Genomic DNA, 19,399 nt, shown 5'->3' with positions numbered 1-19,399 from the left:
GAGGAGTCCTCTCAATGCCCGGTTTCGACTGGAACATCCGGTTACCCCTGCATTTCGGTAACACCGACGCACCTGACATGAGCTTGGTCAGGGCCCTGCCAGGTGAACCAAAACGCTCAGAGTTCGAAGCTTATATCCAACAACGCTTCCACCTGGCTCACGGGGCCGAGATACGCCAATTCATGCCTGAACTGTTCGGGATGAGCCATTCCGCAGGAGGGCTGAGCGCCGTTGCCGGAGTGCGGCTGGGAGCTTCAGGGCCGCTGTTTCTCGAGCATTATCTGGATGAACCCATCGAACCATTGATCTGTGCGGCCGCTGGCCGCCCGGTTGACCGAATCGGTATTGTCGAGGTCGGCAATCTCGCCGCAAGCGATACCGGCAGTGCACGCCTGAGCATCATCACCCTCACCTGGCTACTGGCGATGGGCGGGCTGGAGTGGGTGGCGTTTACCGGTAACGCTGGGCTGGTCAACAGCTTCCATCGCTTGGGATTGCGCCCCGTGACCCTCTGTGCCGCCGACCCGCAGCGACTGGGTGAAGACCAACATGCCTGGGGCAGTTATTACCAAAGTCAGCCGTCCGTGCATGTCGGCAATATCCGTGCTGGCTTCATTCATTTACGCAACGTGGGGCTATTCAATCGCCTCGGTTTGCCATCGACGTCCGAGATGATCAACCATGTCGCCTGAACTGGAAGGGTTCAAACAGATTCTTCGTCAACATGCCGAAGAAAAACCTGACGTCCTGGCATTATGGGGAGATGCGCAGCGGCTGGATTACGCCACCCTGTACGCAGAAGTCGTCTATCGGCAACAGCGCTTGCGCGAAGAACGCATCAGTGTGGTCGCCTTGGCCCTGGAGAACGGTCCGAACGCACTGCTTTGGGACCTTGCGGCACTGTTCGAAGGTCTTACCTGCCTGACGTTACCGCCTTTTTTCAGCCCCGCGCAACGTAACCATTGCCTGGAGCAAAGCCAGGCCGAGCTGGTCATCGCCGACACCGATCAGGCCCCTGAACTGACAACGGCTGGCTATACACAGGTCGGAGAGTTCTGGCGCCGGTCATTTTCCGGCACAACGCGCATGCCTCAAGGCACAGCCAAGCTGACGTTCACCTCAGGCACCACTGGAACCCCCAAAGGCGTATGCCTGAGTGCCGACAGCCTGCTAAGGGTGGCCAGGGAACTGGACCTGGCCACACGTGCTACCGAGTCTCACCATCATCTCGCCCTGCTTCCTCTGGCCATTCTCCTGGAAAACCTGGGGTGCTATGCCGCGCTTTATGCGGGTGCGACGCTAAGCCTGCCGAGTCAGAAAAAACTCGGGATCCAGGGCGCCAGTGGCGTGGATATCCCCCGGCTGCTCGGCACACTTGCCGAACGACGTCCCGAAAGTCTGATCCTAGTGCCGCAACTGCTTCTGCTGTTAGTCAACGCGGCCGAGCTCGGCGCATTCAACGCCTCGACACTGCGCTTCGCCGCCGTGGGCGGGGCCAGGGTGTCGGTTGAGTTGTTGCTACGCGCACAACGGATCGGCCTGCCGGTCTTTGAGGGCTATGGCTTGTCAGAATGCGCGTCGGTGGTGTGCCTGAACCATCCCGGCGCCAACCGCCTGGGCAGTGTCGGCAAGCCCTTGCCCCATGTGAAGGTCCGCTTGGCTGAGGACGGTGAAGTGTTGATTGGCGGCGCTCCAATGCTCGGTTATCTGGGCGAATCGCCCGAGGCCACGGGTTGGTGGCACAGCGGTGACCTGGGCGAATTTGACGCAGAGGGTTATCTCTACCTCAACGGCCGCAAGAAACATCAATTCGTGACCAGTTTTGGGCGCAACGTCAATCCCGAATGGGTCGAGGCCGAGCTGACACAACGCAGCCATATCGCCCAGGCTTTTGTGTATGGCGAAGCAATGCCGCGTAACCACGCGCTGCTGTGGCCCCACAAGCCGGACTGCACCGACGAGGAAATCACCGCCGCAGTCGCCCTCGCAAACGAAAACTTGCCCGACTACGCCCAAGTTCATCAATGGACACGTCTGGAGCAACCTTTTACTCCGACCAATGGCCTGCTCACCGCCAATGGTCGACCACGGCGCGAAGCCATCCTCGAACGCTACCGGCATCAACTCATCTCATCGGTTTACCCTGAGGTATCAGCATCATGAGTTTCTTCGACACACTGCAAGAAGCCACCCAGCACGAACGCCAGGAATTATTTAACTTACCGATCATTCGCCAAGCCCTTGCCGGTCGGGTCAGCCTGGAAAGCTATCGCGCTTTTCTGACCCAGGCCTATTACCACGTTCGACACACGGTCCCATTGATGATGGCGTGCGGCGCCCGTCTGCCCATCCGCCTGGAATGGCTGCGAGGGGCCGTCTGTGAGTACATCGACGAAGAGTACGGCCATGAACAGTGGATCCTGAATGACATTTCGGCCTGCGGTGGCGACGTCGATACTGTTCGTGAAGGACGCCCAGAACTGCCGATCGAGTTGATGGTCGGTTTCCTCTATGACTTGATCGCGCGGGACAATCCCGTCGGCCTGTTCGGGATGGTCAACGTACTCGAGGGCACCAGCATTGCGCTGGCCACACATGCCGCCGACAGTATTCGCGAGCACCTTGAACTCCCCACCACTGCCTTCAGCTATTTGAGCTCTCACGGGGAGTTGGACGTGGCGCACATGCAGACCTATCGCCGGTTGATGGATCGCCTGGAAGACCCGACCGACCAAGCCGCCGTCATCCACGCCTCGAAAGTCGTCTACAAACTGTACGCCGACATGTTCCGTGCCCTCCCGGGCGCTACGGCCGAGGAGACCTTGCATGCAGCTCTCTGAAGCAAGAGTCGTCCTGACCGGTGCTAGCGGCGGGATCGGCCTGGCCATTGCCGATGCCCTGTGCGCGAAGGGCGCCCTGGTGTTGGCGGTGGCCCGACATAAAGCGCCACTTGAGCGGCTACTCGCGCTTTATCCGCACAATCTGCGCTGGATATCAGCTGACCTGACGACGGCCACTGACCGCAGAAAGGTCTTCACCACGGCCGAGGAAATGGGTGGTGTAAACCTGCTGATCAATGCCGCCGGGGTTAACCACTTCGCCATGCTCGAACAGCTGGACGATGCAGAAATCAACGCCATGCTGACGTTGAACATCAGCGTCCCTATCTGCCTGACGCGCACGTTTCTGCCTCTATTGAAAGACGCTGAAAATGCCATGGTCGTTAATGTGGGGTCCACCTACGGCTCCATTGGTTTTCCGGGTTACGCCAGCTATTGTGCGAGCAAATTCGCGCTACGCGGTTTCTCCGAAGCCCTGCGTCGCGAGCTGGCCGATACCCGGGTTGGCGTGCTGTACGTGGCGCCTCGTGCGACGCGCACCTCTATGAACAGCCCCGCCGCACAGGCCTTGACCGACGCACTGAAATCAAACGTCGACGACCCACACATCGTCGCTCAGGCGGTTATCCATGCGATTGCGGGTGATCGTCGCGAGCTCTACCTGGGCTGGCCTGAACGCTTCTTCGTCCGTTTGAACAGCCTGCTGCCTAACCTTGTGGACCGCAGCCTGCGTAAACAACTGCCCTTGATCCGGCGACTCAGTGTCCGGCAAGAAAAAGAGAAATAAAAACCATGAAAAAGCTCTGCATCTACCTGCTTCTCGGCGTTTTGAGCAGCCCTGCCTGGGCCTTGGAAAGCGCGGATCAGGAACGCCTGATTGCCATTCAGCAAAGCTGGGCCCATATCCAATACGAATTGCCAGCTGAGCAACGTGTGGCTGCGTTTGAAAAGCTTGCAGCACAAGCGTCAGCGTTCACTCAGTCCCGGGGAACCGTTGCCGAGGCCTGGGTCTGGTCCGGTATCGTTACCAGCAGTTGGGCCGGAGCTCAAGGCGGACTGGGGGCATTGAGCAAGGTCAAGTCGGCGCGTATCGATCTCGAAAAAGCGATAGCGCTGGACCCGAATGCGCTGCAAGGCTCCGCTTATACCAGCCTCGCCGCACTCTATGATCGGGTTCCCGGCTGGCCCATCGGCTTCGGCGACGCGAAAAAAGCCGAACAGCTCTTGAAACAAGGCTTGCAACTCAACCCGACTGGCATAGACAGCCTGTACTTTTGGGGGGACCACCTTTATCGTCAAGGTCGTTATGTCGAAGCCAAGGCAGCCTTGCTCAAAGCCTTGCAAGCGCCACCGCGTCCTGGCCGGGAAACCGCCGATACAGGTCGCCGCCAGGAGATCCAGGCGTTGCTTGGCGAGGTAAACAAGAAAATTAACTGACAGGAGTCAGCTGTGCGTCTACTGCTTATCGAAGATGACATCGCTCTGGGCGAAGGTGTTCATCAGGCCTTGAGCCGAGAGGGTTACACCGTTGACTGGCTTAAAGACGGTAGCAGCGCTCTGCATTCGCTGCTCACCGAAACCTTTGATCTGGCCGTGCTCGACCTGGGGCTGCCACGCATGGACGGTCTCGAAGTGCTGCGCCAGTTACGCCAGAGCGGCTCCACGCTGCCCGTGCTGATCCTCACCGCGCGCGATGCCACCGAAGACCGGATTGCCGGTCTGGATGCAGGCGCCGATGACTATCTGGTCAAACCTTTCGACCTTGCCGAATTGAAAGCCCGCCTGCGCGCGCTGCTGCGTCGAAGTGCGGGACGCGCCCGGGTGCTGATCGAGCATGCCGATATCAGCCTGGACCCGAGTACCCAACAGGTGACTTACCATGGCGCACCGATTGCGCTGACACCCAAGGAGTACCAGTTGCTCTATGAACTGCTTTCTCCCCCAGGACGGGTGATGACCCGCGAGCGATTGATCCAGCTGCTTTATGGCTGGAACGAAGAAGCGGAAAGCAACACCCTCGAGGTGCACATCCACAATCTGCGGAAAAAATTCAGTTCTGAGTTAATCCGGACCATTCGCGGTGTCGGTTACCTGGTTGAAGAGCGCCGATGACGTCAATCAGAAAGCGCACCATGACCCTGATTCTCGGCCTGTTGCTTGTGGGCCTGCTGATCATGAGTTTCTTCAACCTGCATGACAGTAATCATGAAATTGCCGAAGTCTATGACGCGCAACTGGCCCAAAACGCTCGCCTGCTGCAAGGCGTCATGCGCATGCCAATGGCCAGCAAGGACCATTCAGCACTGTACCAGGCCTTCAATCAGGCCCTCAGCCAAGCCTCGCCCAAGCTCGATGGCCATCCCTATGAGAGCAAAATTGCTTTTCAGGTATGGAATCATCAAGGCGAACTGCTGGTACACACTGCCAGCGCCCCCACCTTTACCCTGCCCCCCTCCCAGACAGGTTTCAGCGATGTCGTTGACCTGAAAAATCATCAGTGGCGGACATTCATTCTCGACGACGTGCAGTACGGCCTGCATATCTGGGTCGGCGAGCGTAACGATGTGCGAACGGATCTGGTTGACCGTATCGTTCAGCATACCCTTTGGCCAAATCTGTTGGGCAGCCTGATCCTGGTCACAGTGATGTGGCTGGCGATTGGTTGGGGGCTCAAGCCTCTGGCCGACTTGGCCGCGACCCTGCGCGCTCGACACTCCGGCTCCCTGGAGCCCCTGCAAATCGAGCCGCTGCCCAGCGAACTCGAACCCATGCAGGCCGCGCTGAATCGAATGCTTTCGCAAATCCAGGAGGTGCTGGGGCGAGAGCGACGCTTCATTGCCGATGCGGCCCATGAAATGCGGACACCGTTGGCGGTACTTCGGGTGCATGCGCAGAATTTACTGGAAGCGGGCACCGAGGCAGAAAAACGAGAGTCACTCGAATACCTGATCGTCGGTGTAGACCGCACCAGCCGTTTGGTTAACCAGTTGCTGACCATGGCCAGGCTCGAACCCCAGTCGATAGCACCGCCCCTGCAAACCGTTGACCTGACGGCGACTGTTCGAGAGGGTCTCGTTCAGCTTACGCCCTGGTTGCTGAGCAAGGGCCTTGAGCTGACTTTCGACGTCAGTGATGTCCCTTACATCACCCATACCGACCCAGTAGCGATTAACATCGCGCTTAATAACCTGGTGACCAACGCCGCGAACTTTTCTCCAGAACATGGCCTGATCACTGTCCGCCTGACAAAAATCAATGGACACTTCCAGCTGGCTGTCGAAGATCAGGGGCCGGGTATCAACGAGGCAGAGCGTGAGCGGCTCTTTGAGCGTTTTTACAGTCGAGGTAACGACCAGGGCGCAGGGCTTGGACTGACGATTGTACAAACGATTGCGGTTCGCCTGAAAGGTCGGATACATCTGGATAACCTTCCAGACGGCGGTCTCTGCGCAACACTGGAACTCCCGGTCAACTAAGGGGCTTGTCGGCTTTTTTGCCGACAGTCCCCAGCTCGATCGGCGCTTTTATGTAGAACAAGGAGATGTCTTCGGCCTCCAGGCGCTCGAACAGGCGCGCGCACTCGTCTTCGCTAATCGCCATACGAATTTCGGTAGGTTGATCGGCAAGTTCAAAGACGTGCGTGGAATGCAGCTGGCCTGTATGGCCAAATCCCTCTATGCCCGTCGATAGCGTGGCGCCGCGTAGCCCCAGTTCTTTGGCCAGGTCGACGACCCAGTCACCGAGCATTTTTCCGCGATAGCGACGATTCTGCTGAGTGAAGAAAATCACCAGAAAACCTTTCATGATCCAACTCCTTTAGCGTGCGCTAATCAGCTGAAACGAAGCCGGCACCGAGCAACGCGCCGATAGCGATGAGCAGCCATGATTTCAGCATAGCCGCCGTCCTCCCCGTCGCCCGGACCGTCCTGGGGTTTATTTAATGCATCGGACTAAATAACGCCCATCCTCCACCTCGACGCCATGGGTGTCATGGGTGAAGCCCGGGAAGCGCCGGTCGTACTCTTGCAGCGCCTTGAGGTAGCCGAGAATTGGACCATCCGCCGCCCCTGCGCTCTCGCCGGGCATCAGTAGCGGGATGCCTGGCGGATATGGCACCACCCCGGTCGCCACGGTGCGGCCCGCCATTTGTTCGAGGGTAAGGACTTCGATATTGCCGCGCACCAGTTGCTCGTATGCCGCGACCGGACTGAGTTGGGGCACCGGCAAGGTAGAGAACGCCCGAGACATGGATTCAGTGGTGCGCAGTTCGGACATGGCCTGGAACATGGTGTCGCACAGTGTGCGCAACCCCATGCCACGGTAGCGTTGCGGGTGCGCGGCGATCAGGGGCGGCAACACGCTGTCCAGTGGCGCGTTGGCGTCGTAGTCACGTTTGAAGTCCAGCAAGGTGCTGACCAATGTACCCCACTTGCCTTTGGTCACACCGATAGAGAACAGGAACAGAATCGTAAAGTCGGTGGTTTTCTCCACCACGATGCCCTGCCGGTCCAGGTAGGCACTGAGCACCACCGCAGGAATGCCCTGCTGGCTCATGCCGCCACCGGGCAAAATCCCGGGCGTGGTGATCGACACCTTGATCGGGTCAAGCATGCAGTAGCCGTCTTCGATGTCACCGAAGCCATGCCAGGCAGCATTGGGTTTTAGCCCCCAACACTCAGGCTCACTCGCCAGCAGAGCCTCATCGGCAGTATGGAACGGCACCACTTCGCCACTCTCGGGATCGATGACAGTGTCAGGCTGCCAGACATTGAAAAACCATTCGCCCCGGGCCTGGAACTCTTCGTTGAGTCGCGGCACCATGCGTCGAAAAGCAATCGCCTCGCGAATTGCATCGCCCGTCAGGGCTTTGCCACCAGGGCCGTCCATCATTGCCGCACTGACATCGTTGGAGGCGATGATTGCGTAGTTCGGCGAAGTCGAAGCATGCATCATGAACGCTTCATTGAACCGCGCATGTTCGATAGGCCGGCGACCATCGCGCACATGGATCATCGAAGCCTGGGACAGCGCCGCCAGCAACTTGTGTGTGGATTGGGTCGCAAACACAGTCGGCCTGTCCGCGCTGTAGTCTGCTGGCTCGCCATGCATGGCGAAACGCTCTCGGTAGATCGGGTTGAAGCGCGCATAACCGAACCAGGCTTCGTCGAAATGCAGGCGGTCGACGCTTTGACCGAGCAGCTTCTCGACCTGGGTGACGTTGTAACAAAGTCCGTCGTAGGTGGAGTTGGTGACGATCGCGTGCATCGGCGTCGGGTCGAACCCGTCACGCACCAATGGATTGCTCGCCACGGCGTCGCGCACGGCCTCGGGGCTCAGGCGCTGGGGAGGTATCGGCCCGATCAGACCGTAGTGATTTCGCGAGGGAATCAGGTAGGTCGGAATCGCCCCGGACATGGTCATCGCGTGCTCGACCGACTTATGGCAGTTGCGATCACACAATGCCACTTGGTCACGTGTGACGCTGGCCATCAGGATCACCCGATTGGAGGTCGATGAACCATTGGTGACGTGATACGTGCGATGAGCCCCGAAGACCTTCGCTGCGTACACTTCGCTGGCACCGATGGGCCCAGAATGATCGAGTAACGAACCCAGCTCGCCCACTGAAATCGACAAGTCCGAGCGGAACAGGTTTTCACCGAAAAAATCGAAAAAAGCCCGTCCTACCGTCGACCTCAGAAACGCTGTACCGCCGGTATGTCCGGGCGTGTGCCAAGAGTATTCGTACACTTGCGAGAAGCGTACCAGCGCACCAAACATCGGTGGCAGCACGGCCTCACGGTAACGCTGAATGGCAGCGACGATGCGCCCGCTGATAAACGCGGTGGTGTCTTCCAGCAACCAGATGAAGTCGTCTGATTTCTGCATGGCGTCAAGCGGGATGGTTGCTGCACTGTTGCGATCAGCCAGCAGAAAAATCGGCAGCGTCTCGCTGCGCTCACGCACAGCATCCAATACGCTGTTGGCTATTGCATGACTGTCGTCGAGGGCCAACTCCCAATCGAGTAACACGCATTGCACCATAGGGTCTGAGTGAATCAGAACAGTGGCATCCAGCGCCGACTGTGCCAGCAGGACCTCAACCTGGCGTTTTTCCAGCTCTTGCGCCAGTTGCCTGACGGCGCGGCCCGCCGCCGTATTGGCAGCAAGATCTTCATGGATAAGCAGTGCTTTCATGCCAAGACGATTTTGCTGATCAAAGGACATAGTGTCTTCCAGACAGATAAAAAGGGTAACTCGAGGCCCGCAACCGCAGGCCTCGGCATGAGATGTTCAGCGTCTATAGCCTAGCGCTGTGAAAAGGCACGTTAACGCTGCCAGGCAATGAGACCGACCTCCAGCGGGACCTCCAGCCCAGTGGCGCCATTGACGATCACGCGCGCGGTATAAGCCTGGGCAGGACGATCATCAGGTACCTCGGCGCGATAGATCAAAACACCTCCGGACAGTGCCATCGGGTCGATCACCATGTCCTGAATATCAGCGGGCGCGCCCTCCAGACCTTCGGCATACAGCTGCACGCGTAGTTGGCCCGGGGACAGTCCATCAAGGTCCATGTGTAACGTTGCAGCGTAGTGGCCCATCTGCTGGTGCATGTCCAGATGCAGAAAGCGGATATGAGCCCAACGAACATTCAGATCCTCGCGTTCACGAGTGAGTTGCACGGCCAGTCGGCTTTCATCAGCCGCGCGCGCCCGGTAGCCCGTGGCGGCGGGCAGATAATAATGTTGGGTGTAGTCGCGCACGGCCCGGTCGGCGGAAAACTGTGTCACCAGCGCTCCCATGCTGCAGCGCATGCGCCGGATCCATTGCCTGGGAATGCCCTCTGCATCGCGCTCATAAAAAGCAGGCACCACCTCATCCTCAAGCAACGAATAAAGCTGGGTAGCGTCGACACTGTCGTAATCGTCAGCATGCTCGGCACCATCGCCAATCCCCCAGCCCACCTCCTCTGAGCATGCTTCGGCCCACCAGCCATCGAGCTGGGACAGGTTCAGCCCGCCGTTGGCCAGGACTTTCATCCCACTGGTGCCGCTGGCTTCCCACGGACGGCGTGGGGTATTGACCCAAACATCGACCCCTTGCACCAAATGGCGTGCTACGCGCATATCGTAGTCTTCGAGGAACGCCACACGCCCGTTAACCTCCGGACGGCGAATAAACGCATGCCAGTCACGAATCATCTGCTGCCCGACGATGTCGGCCGGATGCGCCTTGCCGGCGATCAGTAACTGCACTGGCCGGGTTGGATGATTGAGAATACGCAGCAGCCTGTCGGGGTCCTGTAACAACAGGTTAGGCCGTTTATACGAGGCAAAGCGCCTGGCAAAGCCCAGCGTCAAAACCTGCGGGTTGAACAGGGCACCCGCCGACTCAATGGCCTCCAGCGAGGCTCCGTGAATGGCCTCGCTGCGCGCCAGACTCGTGCGGACGAACTCGAACAACAGCGTCCTGGCCTGCTGGCGCAAACGCCAGATCTGCCCGTCGTCGACCTGCTCCAGTAACTCGCTGACCCGCGACTCACTGGTGCCGCGCCAAGGCAGATCGCCCCCGTGCAAGGCTTGCCAATGCGACTCGGCCTCGAGTGATACCCATGTCGGCAGATGAACGCCATTGGTCACGTACCCGACCGGCACGGCATCGCGGGGCCAGCGTGGAAACAGACTCTGGAAAATGTGGCGGCAGGTTGCCCCATGCAGACGGCTCACTGCATTGACCGCACCTGCACAACGCATCGCCAGGAACGCCATATTGAAGGGTTCTTGCGCATCATCAGCGTTCTGCCGTCCCAGCGCCAGAATGGCCGACAAAGGCTGACCCAGCTCAGTTTCGACATAGCGCCCCATGTATTTGCTGATCAGCTCCGAGGGGAAACGGTCGAAACCGGCCTCGACCGGTGTATGGGTGGTGAACACATTACCGGCACGGGTGGCGGTCATCGCGACATCGAACCCGACCTTGTTCGCCTGCATGTAGCTGCGGGCCCGTTCAAGCACCGCGAAAGCGGCGTGGCCGTCGTTTAGATGACAGACATCCGGCGTGTAACCTGCGGCCTCCAGTAAACGCCATCCACCAATACCCAACACCACCTCCTGGCGAAGACGCATCTCCACATCGCCGCCATACAGCTCACCGGTGATCAGCCGGAACGGGGGTGGATTGGCCGGGTCGTTACTGTCGAGCAGCAACAATTTATTACGGCCCACCGTTGCCTGCCAACCCCGCACCCAGACCGTCAGACCTGGCAGTTGCACGGACAGACGTAACAAACTGCCATCGGGGCGCAACAAGGGCTCCACCGGCAATTGACGCGTGTCATTGACCGGGTACAACGCTTGCTGGTCACCCTGAAAACCGATTTCCTGACGAAAATACCCTTGCTGCCAAAGCATGCCGACAGCCACCACCGGAACACCCAGGTCGCTGGCGGCTTTCAACTGATCGCCCGCGACATTGCCCAACCCTCCCGAGTAAATCGGCAGTGCCTCGCTGAGCATGTACTCCATGGAGAAGTAGGCCACTTGATGCAAATCAGCGTCAGGCTGTTCGCGCTCGAACCATGAGGGCTGAGCGAGGATATCCCGATGGATCTCGGCGATGCGGGTAACCCGCGCATGAAAATGACTGTTGCCCAGCAGGAGGTTGATCTTCTGGTCGGAAACCGCGTTGAGCACCACACAGGGATTATGGGTCAGTTCCCATAATTCATGGTCGAGACTGCGCCAGATATCATCATTCAGACACGACCAACGGATGGACTGATCAAACGCCAGTTGGCGCAGGGTTTGAAAGCTCGGATCAAGATCGTTGCAAGGAGACTGCATGGACTGGCCCTTATACGAACTGGGGACAAACTGGGGTCCGGCCACACCTCAAGCGTAACCGGATGTCGAAACCGCTCAGGCATCGGTAAAGAGCTGGCCTCTTACATGCCCCTTGGCTAATGGCGGCGGGCTGTCAGGCTGGCTGAAGTCAGCGGTCCAGTGCCAATTGCGTATCTCTGGAAGGTCCTCGAAGTGCTCGCGAATGTACGTGTGATGCTTGCGCAACTGGCTTTCGAAATAACTCACCGCATTCTGGCTATGAACACACAGGCGCGGCACATGGCTCAATGCGTCGATAGCGAGTTGGTAGCGACTCATCTGATTAAGCACCACCATGTCAAACGGTGTGGTCGTGGTGCCCCGATCAGAGAAACCACGAACATGGAAGCGGGCTTCGTTGGCCCGGCCATGCACCATGGAGTGGATGACCCAGGTAGAACCATGGAAGGCGAACATCACCGGTGCATCACGGGTGAACAAGGCCTCAAACGACCCATGATCCATACCGTGGGGGCGCGTTTCCGGGTTGCTGAGAATGCACAGGTCCACGACATTGACCAGCCGTACGCGGATGCCGGGGACATATTTCTGCAGCAGCCATGCCGCCGCCACCGCCTCGGTGGTCGGTACATCGCCAGCGCACGCTAACACCACATCGGGATCGTCACCCTCATCGCTGCTGGCGAAATTCCAGATCGATGCGCCTTGAGAGCAGTGTTTCAGCGCAGCGTCGAAATCCAGCCACTGGAAATCCGGCTGCTTGCCGCAGGTCACCACGTTCACGTAATTGCGGCTGCGCAAGCAGTGATCGAACACGTTGACCAGGCAGTTGGAGTCCGGCGGGTAGTACACCCGCACCACGTCGGAACGACGTTGCAACACATTGTCGACAAAGCCCGTGGACTGATGACTGAAACCATTATGGTCGTTGCGCCAGGCATGGCTGGTGAGCAGCACATTGAGCGAGGCCAATGGGCGGCGCCACTGAAACTCGCGACTCTGCTGCAACCATTTGGCATGTTGCGTCACCATGGAGTCGACGACTTGGGCGAAAGCCTCATAGGTCGACCACATGCCGTGGCGCCCCGTAAGCAAATAACCCTCCAGCCAGCCCTCGCACAAATGCTCGCTGAGCACCTCCATCACCCGGCCATTGGGCGCGAGGTGATCGTCGATCTCGAGTACCGGTCCCGTAGCCGTTCGGTTGGTGGCTTCAAACACCGCATTGAGTCGGTTGGAATTGGTTTCATCCGGCCCGAACACGCGGAAGTTGGTAGGGTTGAAGCGAATCACGTCACGCAAGTATTCGCCCAGCTTGCGCGGCGCCTCAGCGATCACTTCGCCTGGCCCTGGCACTTCCAGGCCATAGTCGGCAAAGTCTGGCAGGTCTAGCGCGGTCAGCACTCGCCCGCCGTTGACGTGAGGAACAGCGCCCATACGCAACGCGGCCGGCGGGGTCAGTGCCTGCAGTTCAGGCACCAGCGCACCGTTGTCATCAAACAACGTCTGTGGCGAATAGCTGCGCATCCAGGCCTCGAGCTGGGCCAAGTGTTGTGGATTCTGGATCACATTGGCCAGTGGCACCTGATGCGCGCGGAATGTGCCTTCGACCGGCAGACCGTCGACCACCTTCGGCCCGGTCCAGCCTTTAGGGCTGCGCAAAATAATCATCGGCCAACGCAAACGCTCGACCAGCCCCTCGTTCCGCGCACGACGCTGGATGTCACGTATGCTGGCGTAGGACGCATCCAGGGCCGCCGCAAAACGTTGATGCATGCCTGGCAAATCGTCGCCCGCGACAATAATCGGTTCATAACCGCGTCCACGGTACAGCTCGACAAGGTCGGCATCGTCTGTGCGCGCTTCCACGGTGGGGCCGGAGATTTTGTAACCATTGAGGTGCAAAATCGGCAACACCGCACCATCGTCGCGGGGATTGAGAAAACGGATGCTCTTCCAGCTGCCCTCCAGTGGACATGTCTCGGCCTCGCCATCACCAATCACGCAGGTCACCAGCAACTCGGGATTGTCAAACGCAGCGCCGAAGGCATGCACCAGCGAATAACCCAGTTCGCCGCCCTCATGCAGGGAATTGGGCGTGTGCGGACCACAGTGGCTGGGCACGCCGCCTGGCGTGGAGAAACTGCGGAAAAACCGCAACATGCCCGCCTCGTCCGGCGTTATCTCAGCGTGCACCTCGCTGTAAGTGCCCTCCAGCCAGGCGCAGGCATTGAGCGTAGGGCCGCCATGCCCGGGTCCAGAGATATAGACCATCTCGACATGCTGCTCGCTGATGAGCCTGTTCAAGTGCACGTAGATGAAGTTTTGCCCCGCCGATGTTCCCCAATGTCCCAGCAGGCGCGGCTTGATGTGCTCGGCAGTCAGGGGCTCGCGCAACAGCGCGTTGGCCTTGAGGTAGATCTGCCCGACACACAGGTAATTGGCGGCGAGCCAGTAACGATGCATGCGATCAAGCAGGTCGGCGGAGAGTGGACCGACGTCGTTAAGTTCAGGCGACGCGATCGGTACGGCTGACGGGTTATCAGCGCTGGACAGCAGCGGGTTGAAAATATACATAACGACTCCATAGGACGGCGTTGTAGACGTTTCCGCAACAGCAGGTCCATTGCAAACAGACTGCCCGGGAGCCGTCTGACTGTAGAAGACAGTTGCACATTGTCTACTACCCTTCAGTGTTTCTTGATTATCAAACCGATAGCTTTTCGCCGACTGGCTGAGGGCTTCCGTCCTTCATAAAACGTCGGGAAACAGTACCGTACAATGTCCAACCCAACATCGTCACAATGCCACCCAGCATCATCGCGTCTGCACCGGCGCTGAAGAGTGCGTAGTAACTGTAGGCTGCGGCAATGTAAGCGACAATATTAGCCAGTAACGCCTGGCGCGGGGTTACGTTTGCGGCTTGTTGAATCGTCATCAAGGCCGCCATGGACATCAGATAGGGGACCAGATTGGTCACCACCGCCAGATTAACGAGTCGGTCGAACTGCCCACTCAGGTCCGGGCTGATGGTCATCAACGACAACGCTGTCTGGCATGCCAACAAGACGAGCATACCGGCGACAGGCGTATCGGTCTTGGTCACCTTGCCGAAGATTTTCATGAAGTACCCGACATCCGCCGAGCTCTTGAACACTTGGCCAATGGTGAACTGCCACCCCAATAACGAACCAATACAGGCCACAATCATCAGGCCCATGACAATGTTGCCCACCAGAGGCGTAAACATCGTGGCAAACGCCAGACCAAAGGGTGCCGTCGAGCTGACCAGCTCAGCATTGGGAATCATCCCCGCAATCACGTTGGTCGAGACGATGTAGATCACTGCTGAAGCCAAGGTTCCCCCCAGCACGGCGATCGGCACATTACGCTCCGGGTTCTCGACGGCATCGGTGTTGGCGCATGCGGACTCGAGCCCCAGGAAAGCCCACAAGGTGATCGAGATCGAGGCCCCTACTGCTTGCATAAACGGCATGTTATGGGGGTTCCAGGCCGCTCGATAGGTTGAGAAGTCGAACCAGAACCAGCCGATTATCGAAAGGACGACAACCGGCAGGATGACCCCCCAAATGGTGACGTTACCAATCCGACCAGTGATCCTTGCCCCCCCGAAGTTGGCAAACATCGTGACCCAGAGCAGCGCGATAGCGGCCATCGCAGTGGCAACTGGTGATAGCGATGTTTTGAACAGGACGACCGAATAGCCCACTGCCGTAATAGCGATTGCAATGTTGGCGATCAGCAGCGACACGCCATACGTGTAGTTGGACATGAAGTTGCCCGAACGCCCGAACGCGTACTCGGCATACCCCCCCATACCGCCAGCCTTACGGCTGAAGCGCCCACACTTGGCAAACGCATAAGCCAGTGCCAATGAGCCCAGCGCGGTCACGATCCAAGAGAAAATTGATATCGTCCCGACCTGCGCCAGTTTGCTCGGCAGCATGACAATGCCCGACCCGAACATGTTGACAGCCGTCAGCACGGTCAGCTGCACCACACTCATTTTTTTAACTGCAGTTCCCATGTTCCACCCCTTTTACAGCCCGAAACGACGACATGTTTAATCGATACGCCTCACCGGTTGGTGGGCGTCCACGGTGATGAGTCGTTACTGCTTGAGCACGTAGCCATAAGCCCGCAGGCGGCCATCGTCTTCTTGTTTCAGGTACACGCCCTGCAATTCCGGGGTGAACCCCGGGAACTGATTGATAGCGTCTTGGAGTGCGAGGAAGTACTTCAGCGCCGCACCGTCCCAGACCTCACCGGGCACCACGCACAGCACACCTGGCGGATACGGCAACGCGCCCTCCGTGGCGATACGCCCTTGCGCACTTTCCAGAGGAATGAGCTCAACGTTGCCACGGATGAACTCCAGGTTGGCGTCGCGCGGGCCCATTGCGATTGCGGGCATGTGCGACTGCCGGAACATCTCTTTCTGCAACTGTTTGACGTCATGCTGCGCATACAGGTTGTGCATTTCCTGACACAACTGAACGATGGTGTAGTCTTTATAACGGGCTTCGTGCGCGGCATAAATACCGGGCAATACGCTGCTCAACGGCGCGTCGTCTTTGATAAACCGCTCGAACCGGGCTATCTGAGCCACCAAGTGGTGCATCTTGGCCTTGTCTTCGGCGGGCGTAAGCAGAAACAGAATCGAGTTCAGGTCGCTTTTTTCCGGCACGATCCCGTTCTGACGCAGGAAGGTCGCCAGGATACCGGCATGGATCCCGAAGCTTGTGTATTGGCCGGTGACTGCATCAATGCCCGGCGTGGTGAACAACAACTTGCACGGGTCAATGAAGTATTGCTGCTCGTTATACCCTTCGAACGCATGCCAGCGTTCATCGGGGTGAAACATGAAAAACTTGAGGTTGCTGGCAATCTCGTCGGTGGAATAATCCTGCCAGTATTTGCCATCGATAGTCGGCGGCACGAACGGCCTGATCAATGTGCAGTTGTCCATCACCATTTTGCGCGCCTCAATACCGGCGCGTACGCACTCGCTCCACAAACGCAGGCCGCTGCGGCCGCTGTGCATGCGGGCATTGACATCGAGCGAGGCAAACAGTGGATAGAACGGACTGGTCGACGCCTGCGCCATGAACGAGTTATTCAGGCGATGGTGATTGCAGTAGCGATCCTGCCCTTTAATGTGACGGTCTTTTTTGTGGATTTGCGATGCTTGAGAGAAACCGGCCTGTTGTTTGTGAATCGATTGCGTCACAAAAATGCCGGGGTCATCAGGACCCAGCTCCAGCAACATTGGCGAACAGTCGCGCATCATGGGAATGAATTGCTCATAGCCCACCCATGCCGAGTCGAACAGAATATAGTCGCAGAGATGGCCTATCTTGTCGACTACCTGACGGGCGTTATAAATCGTACCGTCGTAGGTCCCCAACTGAATCACCGCCAGCCGGAACGGCCTTGGTGCAGCGGCTTTTTCGGGCATGATTTCCTGCAGACGCTCACGCAGGTACGTTTCGTCAAAACAGTGCGCGTCGATACCGCCGATAAAGCCGTAGGGGTTGCGTGCTGTTTCCAGATAAAGCGGCGTGGCGCCCGCCTGGAATAAAGCGCCTTGATGCACCGACTTGTGGTTATTTCGATCGAACAGCACCACATCCCCAGGCGTCAGCAGCGCATTGGTCACGACCTTGTTCGACGCCGAGGTGCCATTGAGGACAAAGTAAGTTTTATCCGCGTTGTAAATCTGAGCCGCACGTTGTTGGGCGGCCAGCGCCACGCCTTCGTGGATCAACAGATCCCCCATCTCCACATCGGCGTTACAGCGGTCGGAGCGAAACAGCGTCTCCCCAAAAAACTCAAAGAACTGACGCCCGGCAGGGTGCTTGCGAAAGAACTGTCCGCCTTGGTGCCCTGGGCAAGCAAACGTTGAGTTGCCACGCTCCTCATAGCGTTTGAGTGCACCGAAAAAGGGGGGAAGCAGATTGTCCTCATACCGCCGGGCAGCGGTTTCCAGCTTGTCGCCATAGAACTCGGCCTTGTCACTGCCCAAATCGAATACGCCACTGATCTGTAACAACACATCTTCAATGCCGGGGAGCGTGTTACGAGAGAACTTGTCCTGCGCGGTAACTGCAAAAAAAACAGGAATATCGAACCCGGAATTACTAATCACCTCGATCATTCCATTGCGCACGTCTTCCGTCGTGAGAACGGCGGCGGCAATGTCGGTCAAATCGGTTTGATCAAAACCCACAACCTGTCGCGAGGTCAGAAAACAGGCCTGTGCAGCAACGCTGGAAGCCACTTTCAACTGCTTCATCGCTTTCTCCTTATACCGTTGTGTTGTCAATCCATTCGTATCCGCAGGCTGACAGACAACCGCTCGGCAACTCAGGAATGGAACGTACAGGGAGTGGTTAATTCAATAACTTTCAGTTTTCTTATTTGCCGCCCGGAATTCGGCGCTGGCGTGCAGCAATTGCAAGGTATGACGTGCAATTACGTTGTCTTCATCGGTGGGAATTACCCAAGCTGCCACCCGGCTGTCAGGGTGCGACAGGCGAGGGCCGTGCTTTTGGTTTGCAGGTTCATCCATGTCCAGCCCAAGCCAGGCGCAGCCCTTTAGAATGGCGGCTCGCACGGCGACCGCGTGTTCGCCGATGCCGCCGGTAAATACCAGCGCGTCAAGCCCGCCCAATACGGCAGAAAACGCCCCTATTTCGCGCACGATGGTACGCACATAGACATCAATGGCCTCTTTGGCTTCAGGGGCTTGGCTGGCAGACAGTTCACGCATGTCGCTGGAAATTCCGCCAGAGACGCCTAACACACCACACTCGTGATAGAGCAAATGCTCAAGCGCCTGGACCGTCATGCCTCGCTCGCGCAAGAGGTACAGCAGGATGCCGGGATCCAGATGGCCTGGGCGAGTGCCCATAAGGATGCCGTCCAGCGTGGTAAAACCCATGCTGGTGGCGCGGCTGAGTCCCCCGTGCAAGGCACACAAACTTGCGCCATTACCGAGGTGGGCGACGATGGTCCGACCCGCCGCCGCACGCGAATCGTAGCCCGGCAAGACACTGGCAATGTATTCGTAGGAAAGACCGTGGAACCCATAACGACGTATGCCCTCCTCGCTCAAGGCACGAGGCAGTCCATACAGTGTTTCCAGGCGATCCAGAGAGTGGTGAAACGCAGTATCGAAACACGCCACTTGCGGCAGTCGAGGGTGTTCGCGCGCCAAGTACCGCACCGGGGCCAGACACAGAGGCTGATGCAAGGGTGCGATCGGTATCAGCGCTTCCATTTCGCTCAATACCGTCGCATCGATCAAGGCGGCGACCTGCTTTCGTTCGCCTCCGTGAACGATTCGGTGGCCCGCGGCAGCAAGCGTGTCACCGGTGTAGCGTTCGATCCATTCAACCAAACGACCCAACGTCTCGTCGGTGACCGACTCATCCGTCTGCGGCCACTGCTCCTCGACATTCACGTCACTGGCGACCTCGCGAAAGCGTAACCGGTATACGTTGCCCTGCCTCTCCAGGCTGCCATGACCGCGGGCCACGGGCTGCCCTTGATCATCCAGCCTGGATGGGTAGATGGAAAACTTGATGCTTGAAGAACCTGCGTTCATCACAAGCAACAAGCCCTCGGTGGACGGGCCCAATGAGACGCGTGCCTGATCATCCATACGATTTCCTTAGTATCGGGCAGTGA

The 19,399-nt window shown here is 58.2% G+C and carries 14 protein-coding genes; 7 read left to right on the top strand and 7 right to left on the bottom strand.

The annotated features are described in order from the left end of the window. The first annotated feature begins 14 nt into the window (after positions 1–14). From RHM55_RS00175 to RHM55_RS00145, 7 genes are read left to right on the top strand one after another with little or no spacing between them, the layout of a single operon-like run. Positions 15–692 carry a thermostable hemolysin gene (locus RHM55_RS00175; RefSeq protein ID WP_322178965.1) on the top strand — a complete coding sequence of 226 codons (678 nt, stop codon included), beginning with the start codon at positions 15–17 and terminating at the stop codon, positions 690–692. Continuing rightward, positions 682–2,163: an AMP-binding protein gene (locus RHM55_RS00170; protein ID WP_322178964.1), complete on the top strand. Its 1,482-nt coding sequence runs from the start codon at positions 682–684 to the stop codon at positions 2,161–2,163. Before RHM55_RS00175 ends, RHM55_RS00170 begins: the two co-directional genes overlap by 11 nt. Continuing rightward, positions 2,160–2,840: an iron-containing redox enzyme family protein gene (locus RHM55_RS00165; protein WP_322178963.1), complete on the top strand. Its 681-nt coding sequence runs from the start codon at positions 2,160–2,162 to the stop codon at positions 2,838–2,840. Before RHM55_RS00170 ends, RHM55_RS00165 begins: the two co-directional genes overlap by 4 nt. Continuing rightward, on the top strand, positions 2,827–3,627 hold the full coding sequence (locus RHM55_RS00160; protein ID WP_322178962.1) for an SDR family oxidoreductase: 801 nt from the start codon (positions 2,827–2,829) through the stop codon (positions 3,625–3,627). The genes RHM55_RS00165 and RHM55_RS00160 overlap by 14 nt, the downstream gene beginning before the upstream one ends. Before the next feature lie 5 nt (positions 3,628–3,632). Further along, positions 3,633–4,277 (top strand): tetratricopeptide repeat protein, encoded by a 645-nt coding sequence (locus tag RHM55_RS00155; RefSeq protein WP_322178961.1) that lies wholly within the window; start codon positions 3,633–3,635, stop codon positions 4,275–4,277. Between the two features lie 12 nt (positions 4,278–4,289). Further along, complete coding sequence (locus RHM55_RS00150; RefSeq protein WP_322178960.1) at positions 4,290–4,952, top strand: response regulator; 663 nt, start codon at positions 4,290–4,292, stop codon at positions 4,950–4,952. Further along, complete coding sequence (locus tag RHM55_RS00145; protein WP_322178959.1) at positions 4,949–6,316, top strand: ATP-binding protein; 1,368 nt, start codon at positions 4,949–4,951, stop codon at positions 6,314–6,316. The genes RHM55_RS00150 and RHM55_RS00145 overlap by 4 nt, the downstream gene beginning before the upstream one ends. Here RHM55_RS00145 and RHM55_RS00140 read toward each other — a convergent pair. The 7 genes from RHM55_RS00140 to RHM55_RS00110 form a co-directional block, all read right to left on the bottom strand. Continuing rightward, on the bottom strand, positions 6,309–6,644 hold the full coding sequence (locus RHM55_RS00140) for a DUF190 domain-containing protein (RefSeq protein ID WP_322178958.1): 336 nt from the start codon (positions 6,642–6,644) through the stop codon (positions 6,309–6,311). The genes RHM55_RS00145 and RHM55_RS00140 overlap by 8 nt on opposite strands. Before the next feature lie 129 nt (positions 6,645–6,773). Next, positions 6,774–9,068, bottom strand: coding sequence for an Orn/Lys/Arg decarboxylase N-terminal domain-containing protein (locus tag RHM55_RS00135; RefSeq protein WP_416151997.1), 2,295 nt, complete (start codon positions 9,066–9,068; stop codon positions 6,774–6,776). A 101-nt stretch (positions 9,069–9,169) separates the two neighbouring features. Next, positions 9,170–11,686: an alpha-glucan family phosphorylase gene (glgP, locus tag RHM55_RS00130; protein WP_322178957.1), complete on the bottom strand. Its 2,517-nt coding sequence runs from the start codon at positions 11,684–11,686 to the stop codon at positions 9,170–9,172. A gap of 75 nt (positions 11,687–11,761) precedes the next feature. Continuing rightward, on the bottom strand, positions 11,762–14,263 hold the full coding sequence (locus RHM55_RS00125) for a phosphoketolase family protein (RefSeq protein ID WP_322178956.1): 2,502 nt from the start codon (positions 14,261–14,263) through the stop codon (positions 11,762–11,764). Positions 14,264–14,393: 130 nt separating this feature from the next. Further along, positions 14,394–15,734: a putrescine-ornithine antiporter gene (gene potE, locus RHM55_RS00120; protein WP_322178955.1), complete on the bottom strand. Its 1,341-nt coding sequence runs from the start codon at positions 15,732–15,734 to the stop codon at positions 14,394–14,396. Positions 15,735–15,818: 84 nt separating this feature from the next. After that, positions 15,819–18,002, bottom strand: a complete 2,184-nt coding sequence (locus tag RHM55_RS00115; protein WP_322178954.1) for an ornithine decarboxylase — start codon at positions 18,000–18,002, stop codon at positions 15,819–15,821. A 102-nt stretch (positions 18,003–18,104) separates the two neighbouring features. Continuing rightward, complete coding sequence (locus RHM55_RS00110) at positions 18,105–19,373, bottom strand: acetate/propionate family kinase (RefSeq protein ID WP_322178953.1); 1,269 nt, start codon at positions 19,371–19,373, stop codon at positions 18,105–18,107. Between the last annotated feature and the right edge of the window lie 26 nt (positions 19,374–19,399).

Source organism: Pseudomonas sp. MH9.2 (assembly GCF_034353875.1).
GTDB lineage: Bacteria > Pseudomonadota > Gammaproteobacteria > Pseudomonadales > Pseudomonadaceae > Aquipseudomonas.
This window is presented reverse-complemented; position numbering and strand designations above follow the sequence as displayed.